The following is a 17,390-nucleotide window of genomic DNA, read 5'->3' as shown; positions in this document are numbered from 1 at the left end:
CGGTTCCCGCAGGCGGTTCCGAGGGTGAGGACGGCCGCGGCCAGGGTGGCCGCGGCGATCCGGGGACGAAGACGCATGGCGTGTTTCCTAACGATGAGGAGGACTGTGAAAGGGAGCCTGCCGTTTGGTCTAGACCATTGGGCCACCGCTAGGAGAACGGCAGGTGAACAATTGGTATAGACCATTTTTCGGGTACGCTCGGCCGCATGAACGACGACAGTGACGCGTCCGGAGAGTCCGTGCTGATCGAAGTTGCGGCGGCGCTGCGGTCGCTGCGCGGCGTCTACGACGGTGAGCCGATCGACGAACTCGACCACGCCCTCCAGTCCGCGGGGCGGGCGATGGACGACGGCGCCGACGACGAGTTGATTCTCGCCGCCGCACTGCACGACATCGCCCGCAGTCCCGCGCTGGGGTTTCCCGGCGACTGCGCGCACGACCGCGAGGCGCGCGACTGGCTCACGCCGCGATTCGGGGAACGCGTCGGGTGGCTCGCCGGGGCGCACGTCGCCGCCAAGCGCTATCTGGTGGCCACCGAATCCGGTTACGCGGCAACGCTGTCCGGCCAATCGGTGGCGACGCTGGACAAGCAGGGCGGCGCCGTCGTCGACGCCGAGTTCACCGGGCATCCCTCTTGGCCCGACGCCGTCCGGCTCCGGCGCTGGGACGACGCCGCGAAAGTCCCCGGGGCGCAGGCGCCGAGCGTCGACGACGTGATCGCCGTCGCGCGCAGGGTGCGGCTCGCGGTGACACCCACGCCATGACGGAAACGCCGAACGTCCCCAAGTACTACCGGGTCCGCACCGAACTCGAGTCGATCCTCGCCGAACTCGAGGTGGGCGACGCGGTGCCGGCGGAGCGGGAGCTGGCCCTGCGGTTCGCGGTGTCCCGCGAGACGGTGCGGCAGGCCATCCACGAACTGTTGGTCGAGGGTCGCGTCGAGCGTCGCGGCCGCGGCACCGTCGTCGCCAGCCCCAAGCTCGTGCAACCGCTGTCGTTGCGGTCCTACACCGAGGGTGCGGTCAGCCAGGGCCGGGTGCCCGGGCGCGAACTGGTGACGTTCGAGGAACTCGGCGCCGACGCGGATCTCGCCGAGGCGCTCGGGCTCGCGTTCGGAGCGCCGGTGATCCACCTCGAACGCGTCCTCCTCGCGGACGACGAGAAGATCGGGCTCGAGAGCACCCATCTGCCCGCCGAGCGGTTCGGGGAGATGGCGCGCCGATTCGACCCGGGCACCTCGCTGTACGCGGCGATCCGCGCGACCGGCGTGGTGTTCGCGTCGGCGACCGAGCGGATCGAGACCGTGCTGGCCTCCCCGCGGGAGGCCGCGCTCCTCGACTCGACCACCGCGATGCCGATGCTGCGACTCCACCGTGTCTCGCTCGACACCGACGGCGTCCCCATCGAACGGGTGCGTTCCCTCTACCGCGGCGACCGGATCGCCTTCCTCACCACACTGCGGGAGTGACATCGACGCGCACGACGGGTCCGGACGCGCCCGGGCCATACACGGGTCTAACCTGGTACCCATGTCTGTCCGCACAGCACTGAGCCCCGGAACCGTGTCTCCCGTCCTCGCCGTACCGGCGGGGATCGAGCGTCCCGAGTACGCGTGGAAGCCCACGGCGAAGGAAGGCAACGAGCCATGGGTGCAGACCCCGGAGACCATCGAGGCCATGCGGGTGGCGAGCAAGATCGCCGCGCAGGCCCTGCAGGAGGCGGGTAAGGCGGTGGCGCCGGGTGTCACCACCGACGAGCTCGACCGCATCGCGCACGAGTACATGATCGATCACGGCGCCTATCCGTCGACGCTCGGCTACAAGGGTTTCCCCAAGTCGTGCTGCACCTCGCTGAACGAGGTGATCTGCCACGGCATCCCCGACTCGACGGTGATCCAGGACGGCGACATCGTCAACATCGACGTCACCGCCTACATCGGCGGCGTGCACGGAGACACCAACGCCACGTTCCTCGCCGGGGATGTCGCCGAGGAGAACCGGTTGCTGGTCGAGCGGACCCACGAGGCGACGATGCGCGCCATCAAGGCCGTCAAGCCGGGCCGCGCGCTCAACGTCATCGGCCGCGTCATCGAGTCGTACGCGCACCGCTTCGGCTACGGCGTGGTCCGCGACTTCACCGGGCACGGCATCGGCACCACCTTCCACAACGGCCTCGTCATCCTCCACTACGACGAGCCCTCCGTGGACACGGTCATCGAACCCGGCATGGTGTTCACGATCGAGCCGATGATCAACCTCGGCGACATCGGCTGGGAGATCTGGGACGACGACTGGACCGTCGTCACCAAGGATCGCAAGTGGACGGCTCAGTTCGAGCACACCATCGTGGTCACCGAGACCGGCAACGAGATCCTCACCCTGCCTTGAGCGAGAGCCGGTGGAAGGGCGCCCTGCTCGTCGCCGGCACCACGTCCGACGCGGGCAAGAGTGTCCTCGTCGCGGGACTGTGCCGGATGCTGGCGCGGCGAGGTGTCCGGGTGGCGCCGTTCAAGGCGCAGAACATGTCGAACAATTCCGTCGTCACGCTGGACGGCGGCGAGATCGGCCGGGCGCAGGCCCTGCAGGCCGCGGCCTGCGGACTCGAGCCGAGTGTCCGCTTCAACCCCGTGCTGCTGAAACCGGGCAGCGACCGCACGTCGCAACTGGTGGTGCGCGGCCGCGCGGTCACGTCCGTCGGAGCCCGCGACTACATCGAGCACCGGCAGCACCTGCGCGCGGTGGTGGCGGAGGAACTGGCGTCGCTGCGCGCCGAGTACGACGTGGTGATCTGTGAGGGAGCGGGCTCACCCGCCGAGATCAACCTGCGGGCCACGGACCTCGCGAATATGGGGCTCGCCCGGGCCGCCGACCTGCCGGTGGTCGTCGTCGGCGACATCGACCGCGGTGGAGTGCTCGCCCACCTGTTCGGCACCGTGGCGGTCCTCGCACCGGAGGACCAGGCGTTGATCGCGGGATTCGTGATCAACAAGTTCCGCGGCGACGTGTCGTTGCTGGCGCCGGGCCTCGAGCAGTTGACGGCCATGACGGGACGCCCCACGCTCGGGGTGATTCCCTTCGCCGAGGACCTGTGGCTCGACGCCGAGGATTCGCTCGGTGTGGTGGGGGACGCCCCGGTCGGGCGTCCGGCGCCACCGATCGGCGACGACTGGCTGCGGGTGGCGGCTATCCGCCTGCCCCGCATCTCCAATTCGACGGACGTCGAAGCGCTCGCGTGCGAACCCGGCGTGTCGGTGCGCTGGGTCACCGATCCGTCTCGGCTCGAGGATGCCGACCTGATCGTCCTGCCCGGCAGCAAGTCGACCGTGTCGGATCTGGAATGGTTGCGCCGCAACGGCATCGCGGATGCGGTCGCCGCACACGCGAAACGCGGTGGCCCGGTGCTCGGCGTGTGTGGCGGCTACCAGATGCTCGGGTCCGTGATCGTCGACGACGTCGAATCCGGCCGGGGTGCTGTGTCCGGTCTCGGACTGCTCGACCTCGAGGTGGAGTTCGCCCCGGACAAGGTGCTCGCGCAGGTGCGCGGCGACGCCCACGGAGTTCCGGTGTCCGGATACGAGATCCATCACGGCCGGGTGCGGCGCAACGGCGACCAGCCGCTCCTCCACGCGAGCAGCGGCGCCGCGGAAGGAAGTATCCGCGGCGCCGTCTACGGCACGCACTGGCACGGACTGCTGGAGACCGACCGCTTCCGCCGGCTCCTGCTGGACGACGTGGCCGAACATGCGGGCAGAACCGGTTTCGTCACCGCACCGGACACGGATGTCGCCGCGATCCGGATCGGTCAACTCGATCTGCTGGCGGACCTGGTGGAGCAGAATCTCGATCTCCGTGCCCTCGAGGACCTCCTCGGCGCAGGTGCCCCGCAAGGCCTCCCGGCCATCGCGTCGAACCTGGTGCGCTAGGCCGTCGCGCGGCGGACGAGCGTCCACGCCGCGACGATCCCTGCCGCCGCGGCCAGTGCCGGCAGCCACACCATCGGCACCGACCGGGGCACGTCCGCGAACCAGTGGCCGATGTCCGGCCACCACTTCTGCCACGTGATCACGAATGCGGCGGCGCCTGCGGCGAGGAGTGTGCCGACGCCGAGCGTGAAGAGCCCCACCACCCGCCACCGGTGATGCAGTGCACCCAGGAACATTCCCGCCGCCGCGGTCAGTGACAGGAAGGCGAAGTAGGCGGCCAGCTGGATCGCCGGGTCGGACGTGAAGTAGTTGGGTATCGCGAACATCCGCATCCCGACACCCCAGCCGCTGGTGGCCTCCTCGATCAGCGACAGTCCGTAGAGCATCACCCCGAACACGAAGACCTGGACGGCGGCGACGATCAGGGTGGCCGCGAAATAGTCGCGCCGGGTGACGCTCATCCCCAGTGCGAACGGGAACGTCTGTGTCATGGCCTGCAGGTAGAACGCGAGGGCGAACCCGAACAGGGAGAAGACACCGCCGGTGAAGTTGGTGTCGCTGCCGGTGTCACCGACCATCGCGAAGATGGCCGCACCGATCGTGAACGACGCGACCAGCACGCCCAGTGGCCACGCGACGAGCAGAGGCCAGGCGACGGTGTGGATGCGGGAGACGGTCAGGACCCGGTTCGTCATCGTGCGTCCTCCTTGGTGGCCGTGGTACTGCGGACCACGAGTTGTTGAAGGCTGAGCGGCTCGAAATGCAGACCGTCGTCGACCGCCCGGTCCCGTTCGGAGTCCGACAGGGTGGTCTGGACGGTCGCCCGTTCGTGATTTCCCAGCGATTCACGGTGCAGGACAGTCTTGTTCGAGGTGAAGTCTGCGACGAGCGACGCCAAGCCGGAGACGACGACAGCGCCTTCGCGAAGCGCGTCGGTGTCCTCGTCGAGGACGATCCGTCCCTTGTCGATCAGGATCACGTGTTCGATGAGGTCGCTGACCTCGTCGATGAGGTGTGTGGAGAGCACGACCGTGCGCGGGTGTTCGGCGTAGTCGGCGAGAAGCCGGTCGTAGAAGAGGTGCCGTGCCACCGCGTCGAGGCCGAGATACGGCTCGTCGAACAGGGTGAGTGGTGCGCGGGAGGCCAGACCGACCGTCACACCGAGCGCGGAGGTCATGCCCCGCGACAGCTTCTTGACCTTGCGGCACAACGGAAGATCGAAATCCTCCAGCAGTGTCTGTGCGAGTTCCTCGTTCCAGTGGGGGAGCAGGTGCCGTGCAGTCGCGAGGACGTGCGCGACCCTGAAGTCGTCCGGGTACTTCTGGCTCTCCTTGACGAAGCAGACGTCGGTGAGCACCCGGGAATTCTCGTGCGGAGCCTGACCGAAGATCTCGACCGCACCCGAAGTCTGGAACTCCTGGCCGGTGAGGATCTGCATGAGCGTGGTCTTGCCGGCGCCGTTACGGCCGAGGAGACCGTAGATCTTGTTCTCCTGAAGGGAGAAATCGATTCCGTCGAGGGCGACGAAGTCGCCGAATCGCTTACCGAGGCCCCGCGCCGAGGCGACCGTCTTCGTGTCGAACGCTGTGCCGATCATCGTGCTCCCTCCCGTTGGTCGAGCATGGTCTTGAGTTCGGCGATGCTGACGCCGAGTTTGTCCGCCTCGGTGACGAGCGGATCGATGAACTGGCGCGCGAACCGCTCGCGTCGCCGGAAGCGCAGCGCGTTCCGGGCGCCGGAGGTGACGAACATCCCGATTCCCCTCTTCTTGTAGAGGATCCCGTCGGCGACGAGCTGATTCAGTCCCTTTGCTGCGGTCGCCGGGTTGATCCGGTGAAAGGCGGCGAGCTCGTTGGTCGACGGCACCTGGCCTTCTTCGGGAAGGGTTCCGTCGATGATCGAGTTCTCGATGAGCTCTGCGATCTGCTGGAACAGCGGTCTGCCGTTGTCGATCATCGACGCCCGCCTCGTCGGTTGATCGGTTCATTACTCATGTAATGAACCATAGAACTAGGGAGGTCCGAGCGCAAGACGTCCCCGATCGCGTAGTTTTTAGCCCATGGAACTGACGCACGTGGCGGTGGGAAATGGAAACTGCACGGTCCGCATCGACGGACCGGAGAGCAAACACACCGTTCTCCTGCTACCGGGGGCCGACGACGGACCGGATGTCTACGACGGCGTCTGCGAGCGCCTGCACAATTCCGATCTGCGCACGATCGTTCCCGAGGACATCACCGGTCTCGACGAATCGACGATCATGGCGCTGCTCGACGAACTGAAGGTCGGGTGGGTCAACCTCGTCGGGAGCCGGGAAGGAGCCGAACTGGCGTGGTCGCTGGCGGCCCGCCAGTTCGGACGCTTCGCCAGCCTCGTGGTGGCCGACCGGGGGCATCCGGCCGCACCCGACGCCGCCGGTGCGGTGCGCGGATCCGACTGCCCGCCCGTCGAACTCCCCACGACCGTGATGGTCGGCAGCCCCGACCGGCGTGCCGAGGCGGACGCGAGCGGACGCTTCGTCTACTCCGATTTCCGCGTCGTACAACTCGACGGTGTCACCAACGTCCCGGCGGCCGCGGCGGCGGAGCTGGCCACCGAGATCGTTCTCCGCACCAGCCCCTGGTAGATCCCGGCCCCACGCCGGGCGCGACCGTGCTCAGCGTGGGGCGTACATGATGACGGCCATGCCCAGCAGGCAGATCAGGGCACCCGAGACGTCCCAGCGGTCCGGGCGGAAGCCGTCGGCCACCACGCCCCAGATCAGCGAGCCCGCGACGAACACCCCGCCGTACGCGGCGAGGATGCGGCCGAAGTTCGCGTCCGGCTGCATCGTCGCGACGAACCCGTACGCCCCGAGCGCCGCCACACCGGCGCCGATCCAGATCCAGCCCCGGTGCTCGCGGACGCCCTGCCACACCAGCCACGCGCCGCCGATCTCGAACAGCGCCGCGACGGCGAACAGCGCGACGGACTTGGCGACCGTCACTCGGGCGGCAGGTCGAGGCCGAGGAGGGCGTTCTCGACGACCTCGGGCAGCGCCGGGTGGATCCAGTACTGCCCCCGCGCCATCTGCTGCGCGGTCAGCCCGAAGCTCATCGCCTGGATCAGCGGCTGGATCACCGTGGGCGCCTGGGCGCCGATCACGTGCGCACCGAGCAGACGCCCGGTGCCGCGTTCGGCGACGACCTTGCACAAGCCCTCGTCGTCCTCCATTGCCCACCCGTAGGCGACGTCCCCGTACGCCTGCACCTTCACCGTGATGTCCCAGCCCGCCTCCCGGGCCTCGGCCTCGGTCAGCCCCACATGCGCGATCTGCGGGTCGGTGAACACGGCCGCCGGAACGAATCGGTGGTCCGAGGCACGCAGCCCCGACGTGTCCTTCCACGCATCCTGCAGGAGATTGTGCTGAACGACTCGCGCCTCGTGGTTGGCGACGTGCTTGAGCTGGTACGGCGACGAGACGTCGCCGAGCGCGAAAACGCCTTCGGCACTGGTTCGTTGGTAGTCGTCGACCACGACACGTCCCTCGTCGTCGAGGTCGATGCCACCGGCGGCGGCCCCGATGGCGTCCCCGTTCGACTGCCGCCCGGTCGCCACCAGGAGAACGTCACCCGAGACGACGGTGCCGTCCTCCAGTTCGACCGCGACACCGGAACCGTCCCGGCGCACGGCGGCGACGGCACTGCCGCGGTGCACGTCCCATTTCTTCTGGGCGAGATCCGTGAACCTGCGGGAGACGTCCTCGTCGAGGTGCCGCAGCAGGTGGGAGCTGCGCGCGATCACAGACACCCGGGTGCCCAGCGCGGAGAACACGTGCGCGAACTCGGCGGCGATGAATCCCGCGCCGATGATCACCATGCGCTCGGGCAGCTCCGGCAACCGCATGATGTCGTCGTTCGTGTAGTACCGCACGCCGGATTCCCGGACCACGCCGGGAACGATCGGCCGGGATCCGGCAGCGATCACCACCTGGTCGGCGGTGACGACCTCCCCGGTTCCCGTGTCGAGGGTCCGTGGTCCCACGAACGTCGCGTGCCCGCGAAACAGCGTGGTGTTCGGACTGTCCTCTGCGCGGTAACGCTCACCGCCGGACGAGATCGGGTCGATTCGGCCGAAGACCCGTTTGACGATGTCCGGCCAGCGCACCCCCTCGAGCTGCGCGTCGACGCCGTACTTCGCGGAATTGCCGACCGTGCGGGCCACCTCCGCGGCGTAGACGAACATCTTCGTCGGGATGCAACCCACGTTCAGGCACGTCCCGCCGAACGTGCCCTCCTCCAGGATCGCGACCGTCTTGTCCGCGAACCGATCGTCGGGCAGCGAGTTGCCGGACCCCGAACCGATGATCGCCAGATCGAAATGTGTCATCGGTTGGCCTCCGCGGCGTTGTGGCCGTGCAGCCAGTCGAGCCAGAGGTCCACCTCGGCGAACGCCTCCGCCCGGGGCTGGTCGGCGGACAGGAACACGTCGTGCCGGGCGCCCGCGATCGGGACGATCGTGGTGCGATCGCCGAGGCACCCCGCCCAGCGGGCGATCTGCCGGACGTCGAGGACGGCGTCGGCCGTGTCGACCCGGGGGTCGTACCGCGGCGCGAAGTACGACGCCTTGGACCGGAGGATCAGCGCGGGAACCCCGATGTCGAGACCGCGGTGCAGCTGGGCGTGCCCGCGGCGCACCGCGCGCAGCCACCCGAACGTGACCGGGAAACCGCTCAGTGGCTTCCAGTCGAGGTTGTAGTTCCAGATGCCGTTGCCCTCGACGTGCAGGCTCACACCGTATGTGTCGAGCCCGGTCTTCGGGACGATCGACTTGCGCCTGACGCGCCCGACCGCGTCGACGGCCACCGTCCCCACGTTCCGCAGGTACGACGGGCCCTGCAGGTCGAACCACGGGCTGTTGAGGATGACCCCGCTGATGCCGAGTGCGGCGGTGCCGCCCGGCTTGCGCTGCAGGCGGTGCAGCCACAGCGGCAGAACCAGACCGCCCGTCGAATGCGCGACGAGCAGGACCTCCCCGTCACCGGTCTGTTCCCGGACCTGGCGCAACGCCTCGTTCAGTTCGGCGTCGTACAGCGTCAGATCGGAGACGAAGTGCGGCGTCTGGCCTGGTTCGAGCGAGCGCCCGCACTTGCGCAGATCGAGTGCGAAGAACGCGTAACCTTGTTCGGCGAAGTGCTCGGCCAGGTGCTTCTGGAAGAAGTAGTCGGTGAATCCGTGGACGTAGAGCACGGCGCGGCCGGTCTTCTTCGTCTCCTGCGCGGGCTGGTAGCGGATCAGCGTGGCTTTCACCTCGCCCTCGCCGTCGGGGTCGGTGCCGAGAGGAATGGTCAGCTGCTGATAACCGTCGCCGAGAACGTCGGGAGCCCATGTAGTCACAGATCACAATCTAATGTGCGATTCGGGGGCGCGGGGAGGCGCACAATTGGGGCAGGTGATTCTCGCTCATACGCGCGGGTAACCTATCCGGCGAACACGGCAGGCGTATGCGCGTACGGCTATGGACAAGGAAGTCGATACTCCAGTGTCAGATCAGAATGCGGTAGAGACGAAAACGGATGTAGTGCTGGTTGGCGCGGGCATCATGAGCGCGACGCTGGGAGCGATCCTGCGTCAGGTGCAGCCCGATTGGTCGATCACCACATTCGAGCGGCTCGACGCAGTAGCCGCCGAGAGCAGCGACCCGTGGAACAACGCGGGCACCGGCCACTCTGCGCTGTGTGAGCTCAATTACACCCCGCAGAACGCCGACGGCACCGTGGACATCACGAAGGCCGTCAACGTGAACGAGCAGTTCCAGGTGTCGCGGCAGTTCTGGGCGCACGGCGTCGAAAGCGGTGTGCTGACGCAGCCCAAGGAGTTCATCAACCCCATCCCGCACGTGAGCTTCGTGCACGGCGAGGCCAACGCGAAGTACCTCCGGGCCCGCTACGACGCCCTCGCCGGTCACCCCCTGTTCGCGGGCATGGAGTACATCGACGCCCCCGACGAGTTCACCCGTCGCCTGCCGTTGATGGCGAAGGGCCGCGACTTCAGCGATCCCGTCGCCCTCAACTGGACCCAGGACGGCACCGACGTCGACTTCGGCGCCCTGACCAAGCAGCTTCTCGGTTACGTCGGGGCGTCCGGCGGCGTCGTCCACTTCGGGCACGAGGTCACCGGCCTCACCAAGCAGTCCGACGGCAGCTGGGTGGTCAAGGTCACCAACCGACGCAACGGTGTGAAGAAGGTCGTGCGCGCCAAGTTCGTGTTCGTCGGCGCCGGTGGCGGTGCGCTGCACCTGCTGCAGAAGTCCGGCATCGAGGAGGCCAAAGGCTTCGGCGGGTTCCCCGTCAGCGGCGCGTTCCTGCGCTGCACCAACCCGGAGCTCATCGACCAGCACCGCGCCAAGGTCTACGGCAAGGCCGCCGTCGGCGCGCCGCCCATGTCCGTTCCGCACCTCGATACCCGCGTGATCGGCAACAAGCCCGGACTGCTGTTCGGGCCCTACGCCGGCTGGTCGCCCAAGTTCCTCAAGCAGGGCCGCGTCACCGATCTGCCCACTTCGGTCAAGCCGAACAACCTGCTCTCGATGCTCGGGGTCGGGGTCAGTGAACTCGGTCTCGTCAAGTATCTGATCAGTGAGCTCGCGATGTCCGAGGCCGGCCGGATCGAGACCCTCCGGGAGTTCGTGCCGAAGGCGCTCGGCAAGGACTGGGAGCTGATCACCGCGGGCCAGCGCGTGCAGGTCATCCGTCGAGCCAAGGGCAAGGGTGGTGTTCTCGAGTTCGGCACCGCCGTCGTCAACGCTGCCGACGGCAGCATCGCGGGCCTGCTCGGCGCGTCGCCGGGTGCATCGACCGCGGTGCCCGCCATGCTCGACGTGCTGCAGCGCTGCTTCCCGACCCAGTACGAGTCGTGGAAGCCGAAGCTCCAGGAAATGGTGCCGTCGCTGGGCGTGAAGCTCTCCGACGACACCGCGCTGTTCTCTCAGGTGTGGGACTGGACGTCGAAGGTGCTCCAGCTCGACACCAGCAAGGTGGAGGACGCGTCGGTCGCGGTCTGACGGACCGCCCGGCCCGGGTCCACGGGCGCGCACACTTGCCGGTGCTGTGCGATAGTTGCCTGTCATGACGGCAACTGCAGCACTCAAGCGTTCGTGGGCACTCGATCTCGACAACAAGACGCTCTACGAGTTGCTCAAGCTTCGCGTAGAGGTCTTCGTCGTCGAGCAGGCGTGCCCGTACCCGGAACTCGACGGCCGTGATCTGCTGGTCGAGACCCGCCACTTCTGGCTGGAGCAGGACGGCCAGGTGGTCTGCACTCTCCGGCTCCTCGAGGAGCACGCCGACGGCAACAAGTCGTTCCGCATCGGTCGGCTGTGCACGTCGCGGCCGGCGCGTGGGCAGGGGCACACCACGCGTCTGCTGCGCGCCGCGCTCGCCGAGGTCGGCGACGCGCCGTGCCGCATCAACGCGCAGACGTACCTGGTGGACATGTATGCCAAGCACGGTTTCAAGCCGGACGGTGAAGAGTTCGTCGAGGACGGCATTCCGCACGTCCCCATGCGGCGCGGCGGCGGTGCCGCTTACGGCGACGCCTACGAGGTCGCGGAGGCGGCCCCGTCGAGCGCCGGGCAGTGAGCGCCGACTAGGGTCGTCAGGTGAATGTCCGCGGGGAAGTCCTGTTCGAATCAGGCGCGGTCCCGCCACTGTGACGGATCTCTGACCGGCTGCCACCACCCTGGTTGCCGATCCGGTCTCCCAGCCAGATTGCCGCGGCGTTCGTACCGGCCAAAGCTCTCGGCGAGGAAACCGGGACGTGAAGGGATGCAGCGTGCGTACGGATCGTGAAGTGGACCAGGTTCGACCCGACTTTTCGTGGGGATTCCCGTTCAGCGCTGTGGTCGGTCAGGACCGGTTGCGGCTGGCTCTCATCCTCTGCGCGGTCCATCCCGGTATCGGCGGCGTCCTCGTCCGCGGTGAGAAGGGGACGGCCAAGTCGACGGTGGTCCGCGCTCTCACCGCATTGCTGCCCGCGGTGCACGACGAGAACGGGACGCGCCCGGCGCGACTGATCGAACTGCCGGTCGGAGCCACCGAAGACCGCGTGGTCGGTTCGCTCGACCTCGAGAAGGTCCTGCGCGACGGTGAGCGGGCGTTCCAACCCGGACTGCTGTCGGCCGCCCATCAGGGTGTTCTCTACGTCGACGAGGTCAACCTTCTGCACGACCATCTGGTCGACGTGCTCCTCGACGCGGCGGCGATGGGTCGCGTCCACATCGAGCGTGACGGCATCTCGCACTCACACGCCGCCCGGTTCGTGCTGGTCGGCACGATGAACCCGGAGGAGGGTGAGCTCCGGCCACAGCTCCTGGACCGGTTCGGGCTGGCCGTCGATGTCGCCGCGTCGCGGGAGGTGGACGTGCGCATGGAGGTGGTCCGGCGTCGCCTGGACTTCGAGCGTGACCCCGCACGGTTCGCCGAGCGCTACGCCGAGCAGGACGCCGCCTTGGCCGCCGCCATCCTCGAGGCCCGAGACCGGCTCGGCTCCGTCGAGCTCGACGACGTCGAGTTGCGCCGAATCTCCTCTCTCTGTGCGTCGTTCGACGTGGACGGCATGCGCGCCGATCTCGTCCTCGCCCGGACCGCGACCGCGCACGCCGCATGGCGGGGCGTCGGCGCCGTCACGGCGGAGGACGTGCGGGTCGCCGCAGAGCTGACCCTGCCGCACCGCCGCCGCCGGGATCCGTTCGACGAACCCGGCCTCGATGAACAGCAGCTCGACGACGCTCTCCGTCAGGCCGACGAGGATGCCAGGTCCGGCGCCGAGGAATCGCCGGAGCAGGAGCCGGGATCGCCGCCGGAGACCCCGCCCGGACCGGACGGCTCGGACAACGACCCCGAGGGACCCGACGATCCCGACGGGCCCGGAGGCGGGGCTCCGGCACCCCCGGAACGCCCGGCGGGACCGACCGGCACCCAGTTCACCACCAAGCTCCTCGAGGTACCCGGAGTCGGCGAGGGCGCGCCCGGCCGGCGTTCCCGTTCGCGCTCGTCCCGCGGTCGCGCGGTGCGCTCCACCGCCGAACAGGGGCACGGACTCCACCTGGTGGGCACGCTCTTCGCCGCCGCTGAGCGGCAGGTCGCCCGCGGCCGGAGCACCGGTCGGATGATCCTGGACTCCGCCGATCTACGCGGGGCGATTCGTGAGGGCCGCGAGGGCAACCTCGTGGTGTTCGTCGTGGACGCGTCCGGGTCGATGGCGGCTCGTGACCGGTTGTCGGCCGTGACCGGTGCCGTCGTCTCACTGCTGCGCGACGCCTATCAGCGCCGCGACAAGGTGGCCGTGATCACGGTTCGCGGACGAGCCGCGGAACTGGTGCTGCCGCCCACCTCTTCGGTGGACATCGCCGTCCGCCGCCTGCGCGGAATGAAGACGGGCGGCAAATCCCCACTGGCTGAAGGGTTTCTGCGCGCGCGCGAGGTCGTGTTGCGGGAACGTCTCCGCGATCCGCAGCGCCGCGCCCTCGTCGTCGCGCTGACGGACGGGCGTGCGACCGGCGGCAAGGACGCACTGCACCGGGCGAAGGTGGCCGCAGGGCTGCTCGCGGACAGCTCCGTCGCGTCGGTGGTCGTCGACTGCGAGACCGGCATGGTCCGGCTCGGCCTGGCCGCGGAGCTGGCCCGCAGGCTGCGGGGCGGCTACGTCCGCCTCGGTGAATTGTCCGCGCAGCAGGTCGCGGGCGTCGTCCGCGCCGCGGCGTGATCCGGACGCGGATTCGGTAGGGGAGAGAGAAGACACATGCCCAAGGGTGTTCCCGAGAACGTTCCCGACGATGGCCTCACCACACGTCAACGACGTAACGCTCCCGTGCTCGCGGTCCACACCGGGCCGGGTAAGGGGAAGTCGACGGCGGCATTCGGCATGGCGCTGCGTGCCTGGAATCAGGGATTCGACGTCGGGGTGTTCCAGTTCGTCAAGAGCGCCAAGTGGAAGGTGGGGGAGGAAGCAGCCTTCCGCGCCCTCGGTCAGCTGCACGAGGACACCGGTGTCGGTGGGGCGGTGCAGTGGCACAAGATGGGCGAGGGTTGGTCGTGGACGCGCAAGCACGGCAGCGAGGAAGACCACGCTGCCGCGGCCGCCGAGGGATGGCGCGAGATCGCCCGCCGGCTCGGGGCCGAGGAACACCGGTTCTACGTGCTGGACGAGTTCACGTATCCCCTGAAGTGGGGATGGGTGGATGTCGACGAGGTGGTCGAGGTCCTGCAGAATCGGCCGGGTAACCAGCACGTGGTGATCACGGGCCGCGACGCCCCGCAGGCGCTGATCGACGCCGCGGATCTGGTGACGGAGATGACCAAGATCAAGCATCCGATGGACGCCGGCCGGAAGGGCCAGCGGGGCATCGAGTGGTGACCACGCTCCCCGCGGCGCCCGCAGTGGTCATCGCCGCCCCCGCATCGGGTAGCGGAAAAACCACCGTCGCAACCGGTTTGGTGGGGGCATTGCGTGAGTCGGGCTGCAGGGTGGCACCGTTCAAGGTCGGCCCCGACTACATCGACCCCGGATACCACGGGCTCGCGGCCGGACGGCCGGGACGCAATCTCGACCCGGTCATGGTGGGCGCGCAGAGGATCGCCCCGCTGTACCGGCACGGCAGTTCGGGGTGCGACCTCGCGGTCGTCGAGGGCGTCATGGGCCTGTTCGACGGCAAGATCGACGCCGCGTCGCAGGAGCCGTCGGCCGAGGGATCGACGGCCCAGGTGGCCGCACTGCTCGGCGCCCCGGTCGTGCTCGTGGTCGACGCCCGCGGGCACAGCCAGAGCCTGGCCGCGGTCCTGCACGGCTTCTCGACCTACGACTCCGGGGTCCGCATCGGCGGGGTGATTCTCAACCGGGTGGGAAGCCCGCGGCACGAACAGGTGCTGCGGCAGGCATGCGAGCGCGTCGGGCTCCCCGTGCTCGGCGCCGTGCCGCGGATGGCCGAACTGGAGGTCCCGTCCCGACACCTGGGTCTGATCCCGGCGGCGGAGCACGGATCCGACGCGGTGGACGCCGTCGATGCGATGACCCGATTGGCCGCCCGCCACCTCGACCTGCCCGCCATCCGCGCGCTCGCGGCCTCGGCGGTCGACGGGCCGGTGTGGGACCCCGCCGCCGAGGTCGGGCCGATTCCGCCCGGCCCGCGCCCGACCGTGGCGATCGCCGGGGGCCGGGCGTTCACCTTCGGGTACGCCGAACACCGCGAACTCCTGGGCGCCGCCGGTGCGGACGTCATCACGTTCGACCCCCTGCACGACGCGCTGCCGCCCGGCACGAGCGGCGTGGTGCTGCCCGGTGGTTTCCCCGAGGAGCACGCCGTCGCCCTCGGGGAAAACTCTGCGCTCCTGACACAGATCCGGGAACTCGCCGCGGCGGGTGCACCGATCCATGCGGAGTGCGCCGGTCTGCTCTACCTCGCCCGCAGCCTCGACGGGCACGCGATGGCTTCAGTGGTCGGGGTCGACGCCTCGTTCGGGTCTCGTCTCACGCTCGGGTACCGCGAGGCGGTGGCGGTCACGGACTCCATCCTCTTCGCCACCGGTGAGCGGGTGGTCGGCCACGAGTTCCATCGCACGTCGCTCGCCGCGGCCGAGGCGGACGGCTTCGCACCGGCCTGGGGATGGCGGCCGTGGGACGGCGACCCTGCGCGCGAGGGTTTCGTGCGCGGCGGCGTGCACGCGTCGTACCTGCACACGCACCCCGCGGGTCACCCGGAGGCGATCCCCCGTTTCGTCGGCGCGGCCCGCACCTTCGCCGCGCATGGGTGACGTCTGCGTCGGCGTCGGGTTCCGCGCGGCAGCGGGCAGCGCGGACATCCTCGCCGCCGTCCGGCAGATGCTGACGTCCGCGAATCTGGGTCCGGACGCGACGCTGGACTGCCTGTGCACCCTCGACCGCAAGGCAGCGGACCCGGCTGTCCGGGATGCGGCAGCGGCGTTGGGTGTCCCCGTCCGCGGATTCGCCGCGGGGGCACTCGCCACCGTCGAGGTGGCGAACCCGTCGGACCGGGTGCACGCGGCGACGGGATCGCCGAGCGTCGCGGAAGCGGCGGCGGTGCTCGGCGCGGGCGGCGGGCCCCTGATCGTGACCAAGTGGTCCGCGAATGGCGTCGTCGTCGCAGCAGCCCGTAAAGTTTCGTAGGTTCGAGACGAGACGTGCAGGATTTTCTGGAGAAACGGGGAGAGCGCGTGACTGCTGCCACCGGAGACGAGACCAACTACCTGGTCGGACTCAATTTGGCCGATCGTCGTGTGGTCGTGGTCGGTGGCGGAACAGTGGCACAGCGCAGGCTCGGGCTCCTGATCGCGTCGGGTGCGCGGGTGCACCTGATCAGCCGCGCGGTCACGCCGGCGGTCGAGGGAATGGCCACCGCGGGACAGATCACACTGGAACTTCGCGAATACCGGGACGGCGACCTCGCCGACGCCTGGTACGCCATCGCGTGCACGGACGAACCGGACACCAACGCGGCGATCGTCGCCGAGGCGGAGCGCAGTCGTGTCTTCTGCGTCCGCGCCGACAACGCCCGCTACGGCACCGCCGTCACACCGGCGAGCGCGAGCTACGACGGGATGAGCATCGGCGTGCTGGCGGGCGGCGACCACCGCCGGTCCGCCGCAGTGCGCACCGCACTCGTCGAGGGCCTGCAATCCGGTGCGGTCGCCGACACCGCCGACCACCCGGCGGCCGGTGTCGCACTGGTGGGCGGCGGCCCCGGCGACCCCGATCTCATCACCGTGCGCGGCCGTCGACTGCTGGCCCGGGCCGACGTGGTGGTCGCCGACCGGCTCGCCCCGCCGGAACTGCTCGCCGAACTCGGCTCCGACGTCGAGGTCATCGACGCGGCGAAGATTCCCTACGGCCGCGCGATGGCGCAGGAGGCGATCAACGCCGCCCTCATCGACGGCGCGAAGGCAGGCAAGTTCGTGGTGCGGCTCAAGGGCGGCGACCCGTACGTGTTCGGGCGCGGCTACGAGGAACTCGAGGCGTGCGCGGCGGCGGGTGTGCCCGTCACGGTCGTCCCCGGCATCACCAGCGCCATCTCGGTGCCGTCGGCCGCCGGCATCCCCGTCACCCACCGGGGCGTCACCCACGAGTTCGTCGTCGTCAGCGGTCACGTCGCCCCCGACCACCCGGATTCCCTCGTCGACTGGTCGGCCCTGGCCCGGTTGAAGGGCACCATCGTGTTGCTGATGGCCGTCGAGCGCATCGAGGCGTTCGCGACGGTCCTCATGGAGGGTGGGCGTCCGGTGGACACCCCGGTCACGGTCATCCAGGAGGGCACGCTGCGCACGCAGCGCACCGTGCGGGCCGATCTCCAGACCGTCGCCGCACGGGTGAAGGAAGAGCAGATCCGGCCGCCCGCCATCGTGGTCATCGGGCCGGTGGCCGGGTTTTCTGTGGACGCTGGGTAACGTGAACCCTCGTGTCTGAATCCCGAGTGCCCG

General features: G+C 69.1%; 18 protein-coding genes. 12 read left to right on the top strand and 6 right to left on the bottom strand.

Going from position 1 to position 17,390, the window contains the following annotated elements; genetic code table 11:
* Positions 1-206: 206 nt before the first annotated feature.
* From DTA22_RS09270 to DTA22_RS09255, 4 genes are all read left to right on the top strand, one after another.
* Complete coding sequence (locus DTA22_RS09270) at positions 207-764, top strand: HD domain-containing protein (RefSeq protein WP_112299262.1); 558 nt, start codon at positions 207-209, stop codon at positions 762-764.
* The gene (locus DTA22_RS09265; protein ID WP_112299261.1) at positions 761-1,468 is read left to right on the top strand and encodes a GntR family transcriptional regulator; all 708 of its coding nucleotides are present in this window, start codon (positions 761-763) and stop codon (positions 1,466-1,468) included. Before DTA22_RS09270 ends, DTA22_RS09265 begins: the two co-directional genes overlap by 4 nt.
* 61 nt (positions 1,469-1,529) lie before the next feature.
* Positions 1,530-2,387, top strand: a complete 858-nt coding sequence (gene map, locus DTA22_RS09260) for a type I methionyl aminopeptidase (RefSeq protein ID WP_016880170.1) — start codon at positions 1,530-1,532, stop codon at positions 2,385-2,387.
* Positions 2,384-3,922: a cobyric acid synthase gene (locus tag DTA22_RS09255; RefSeq protein WP_112299260.1), complete on the top strand. Its 1,539-nt coding sequence runs from the start codon at positions 2,384-2,386 to the stop codon at positions 3,920-3,922. Before map ends, DTA22_RS09255 begins: the two co-directional genes overlap by 4 nt.
* Here the strand turns inward: DTA22_RS09255 and DTA22_RS09250 are convergent.
* From DTA22_RS09250 to DTA22_RS09240, 3 genes are read right to left on the bottom strand one after another with little or no spacing between them, the layout of a single operon-like run.
* The gene (locus tag DTA22_RS09250; RefSeq protein WP_112299259.1) at positions 3,919-4,617 is read right to left on the bottom strand and encodes an ABC transporter permease; all 699 of its coding nucleotides are present in this window, start codon (positions 4,615-4,617) and stop codon (positions 3,919-3,921) included. The two genes, DTA22_RS09255 and DTA22_RS09250, sit on opposite strands and share 4 nt — an antisense overlap.
* Positions 4,614-5,519, bottom strand: a complete 906-nt coding sequence (locus tag DTA22_RS09245) for an ABC transporter ATP-binding protein (RefSeq protein ID WP_037245625.1) — start codon at positions 5,517-5,519, stop codon at positions 4,614-4,616. Before DTA22_RS09245 ends, DTA22_RS09250 begins: the two co-directional genes overlap by 4 nt.
* On the bottom strand, positions 5,516-5,878 hold the full coding sequence (locus tag DTA22_RS09240) for a GntR family transcriptional regulator (RefSeq protein WP_005259287.1): 363 nt from the start codon (positions 5,876-5,878) through the stop codon (positions 5,516-5,518). Before DTA22_RS09240 ends, DTA22_RS09245 begins: the two co-directional genes overlap by 4 nt.
* A gap of 103 nt (positions 5,879-5,981) precedes the next feature.
* Here DTA22_RS09240 and DTA22_RS09235 point away from each other — a divergent pair, with 103 nt between their 5' ends.
* Complete coding sequence (locus DTA22_RS09235) at positions 5,982-6,548, top strand: alpha/beta fold hydrolase (RefSeq protein WP_112299258.1); 567 nt, start codon at positions 5,982-5,984, stop codon at positions 6,546-6,548.
* 30 nt (positions 6,549-6,578) lie between these two features.
* Here the strand turns inward: DTA22_RS09235 and DTA22_RS09230 are convergent, their stop codons facing one another.
* Genes DTA22_RS09230 through DTA22_RS09220 form a run of 3 tightly spaced genes read right to left on the bottom strand, consistent with a single transcriptional unit; the run spans position 6,579 to position 9,297 of the window.
* On the bottom strand, positions 6,579-6,908 hold the full coding sequence (locus tag DTA22_RS09230) for a YnfA family protein (RefSeq protein ID WP_112299257.1): 330 nt from the start codon (positions 6,906-6,908) through the stop codon (positions 6,579-6,581).
* Positions 6,905-8,290 (bottom strand): mycothione reductase, encoded by a 1,386-nt coding sequence (gene mtr, locus DTA22_RS09225; protein WP_112299256.1) that lies wholly within the window; start codon positions 8,288-8,290, stop codon positions 6,905-6,907. Before mtr ends, DTA22_RS09230 begins: the two co-directional genes overlap by 4 nt.
* The gene (locus DTA22_RS09220; RefSeq protein WP_112299255.1) at positions 8,287-9,297 is read right to left on the bottom strand and encodes an alpha/beta hydrolase; all 1,011 of its coding nucleotides are present in this window, start codon (positions 9,295-9,297) and stop codon (positions 8,287-8,289) included. Before DTA22_RS09220 ends, mtr begins: the two co-directional genes overlap by 4 nt.
* A 121-nt stretch (positions 9,298-9,418) precedes the next feature.
* Between DTA22_RS09220 and mqo the strand changes: the two genes are divergently transcribed.
* From mqo to cobA, 7 genes are all read left to right on the top strand, one after another.
* Complete coding sequence (gene mqo, locus DTA22_RS09215) at positions 9,419-10,963, top strand: malate dehydrogenase (quinone) (protein ID WP_112299254.1); 1,545 nt, start codon at positions 9,419-9,421, stop codon at positions 10,961-10,963.
* 64 nt (positions 10,964-11,027) lie between these two features.
* Positions 11,028-11,540: a GNAT family N-acetyltransferase gene (locus tag DTA22_RS09210; protein ID WP_037245643.1), complete on the top strand. Its 513-nt coding sequence runs from the start codon at positions 11,028-11,030 to the stop codon at positions 11,538-11,540.
* 211 nt (positions 11,541-11,751) lie between these two features.
* Positions 11,752-13,665 (top strand): magnesium chelatase subunit D family protein, encoded by a 1,914-nt coding sequence (locus tag DTA22_RS09205; protein ID WP_112299253.1) that lies wholly within the window; start codon positions 11,752-11,754, stop codon positions 13,663-13,665.
* A gap of 36 nt (positions 13,666-13,701) precedes the next feature.
* Positions 13,702-14,316: a cob(I)yrinic acid a,c-diamide adenosyltransferase gene (gene cobO / locus DTA22_RS09200; RefSeq protein WP_037245649.1), complete on the top strand. Its 615-nt coding sequence runs from the start codon at positions 13,702-13,704 to the stop codon at positions 14,314-14,316.
* Positions 14,310-15,710 (top strand): cobyrinate a,c-diamide synthase, encoded by a 1,401-nt coding sequence (locus DTA22_RS09195; RefSeq protein ID WP_112299252.1) that lies wholly within the window; start codon positions 14,310-14,312, stop codon positions 15,708-15,710. The genes cobO and DTA22_RS09195 overlap by 7 nt, the downstream gene beginning before the upstream one ends.
* The gene (locus DTA22_RS09190; RefSeq protein WP_037245654.1) at positions 15,703-16,083 is read left to right on the top strand and encodes a cobalamin biosynthesis protein; all 381 of its coding nucleotides are present in this window, start codon (positions 15,703-15,705) and stop codon (positions 16,081-16,083) included. Before DTA22_RS09195 ends, DTA22_RS09190 begins: the two co-directional genes overlap by 8 nt.
* 47 nt (positions 16,084-16,130) lie before the next feature.
* Positions 16,131-17,357 carry a uroporphyrinogen-III C-methyltransferase gene (gene cobA / locus DTA22_RS09185; protein ID WP_112299267.1) on the top strand — a complete coding sequence of 409 codons (1,227 nt, stop codon included), beginning with the start codon at positions 16,131-16,133 and terminating at the stop codon, positions 17,355-17,357.
* Positions 17,358-17,390: the final 33 nt, after the last annotated feature.

This window comes from Rhodococcus wratislaviensis (assembly GCF_900455735.1).
GTDB lineage: Bacteria > Actinomycetota > Actinomycetes > Mycobacteriales > Mycobacteriaceae > Rhodococcus_F > Rhodococcus_F wratislaviensis.
The sequence above is the reverse complement of the archived record's forward strand: the minus strand, read 5'-3'. Positions and strand labels throughout refer to the sequence as shown.

What these genes read in the sequence shown, in the direction of transcription:
- DTA22_RS09270 (WP_112299262.1), top strand. Translation starts at nt 207, where the DNA reads ATGAACGACGACAGTGACGCGTCCGGAGAGTCCGTGCTGATCGAAGTT.
- DTA22_RS09265 (WP_112299261.1), top strand. Translation starts at nt 761, where the DNA reads ATGACGGAAACGCCGAACGTCCCCAAGTACTACCGGGTCCGCACCGAA.
- map (WP_016880170.1), top strand. Translation starts at nt 1,530, where the DNA reads ATGTCTGTCCGCACAGCACTGAGCCCCGGAACCGTGTCTCCCGTCCTC.
- DTA22_RS09250 (WP_112299259.1), bottom strand. Translation starts at nt 4,617, where the DNA reads ATGACGAACCGGGTCCTGACCGTCTCCCGCATCCACACCGTCGCCTGG.
- DTA22_RS09245 (WP_037245625.1), bottom strand. Translation starts at nt 5,519, where the DNA reads ATGATCGGCACAGCGTTCGACACGAAGACGGTCGCCTCGGCGCGGGGC.
- DTA22_RS09240 (WP_005259287.1), bottom strand. Translation starts at nt 5,878, where the DNA reads ATGATCGACAACGGCAGACCGCTGTTCCAGCAGATCGCAGAGCTCATC.
- DTA22_RS09235 (WP_112299258.1), top strand. Translation starts at nt 5,982, where the DNA reads ATGGAACTGACGCACGTGGCGGTGGGAAATGGAAACTGCACGGTCCGC.
- mtr (WP_112299256.1), bottom strand. Translation starts at nt 8,290, where the DNA reads ATGACACATTTCGATCTGGCGATCATCGGTTCGGGGTCCGGCAACTCG.
- mqo (WP_112299254.1), top strand. Translation starts at nt 9,419, where the DNA reads ATGGACAAGGAAGTCGATACTCCAGTGTCAGATCAGAATGCGGTAGAG.
- DTA22_RS09210 (WP_037245643.1), top strand. Translation starts at nt 11,028, where the DNA reads ATGACGGCAACTGCAGCACTCAAGCGTTCGTGGGCACTCGATCTCGAC.
- cobO (WP_037245649.1), top strand. Translation starts at nt 13,702, where the DNA reads ATGCCCAAGGGTGTTCCCGAGAACGTTCCCGACGATGGCCTCACCACA.
- DTA22_RS09190 (WP_037245654.1), top strand. Translation starts at nt 15,703, where the DNA reads ATGGGTGACGTCTGCGTCGGCGTCGGGTTCCGCGCGGCAGCGGGCAGC.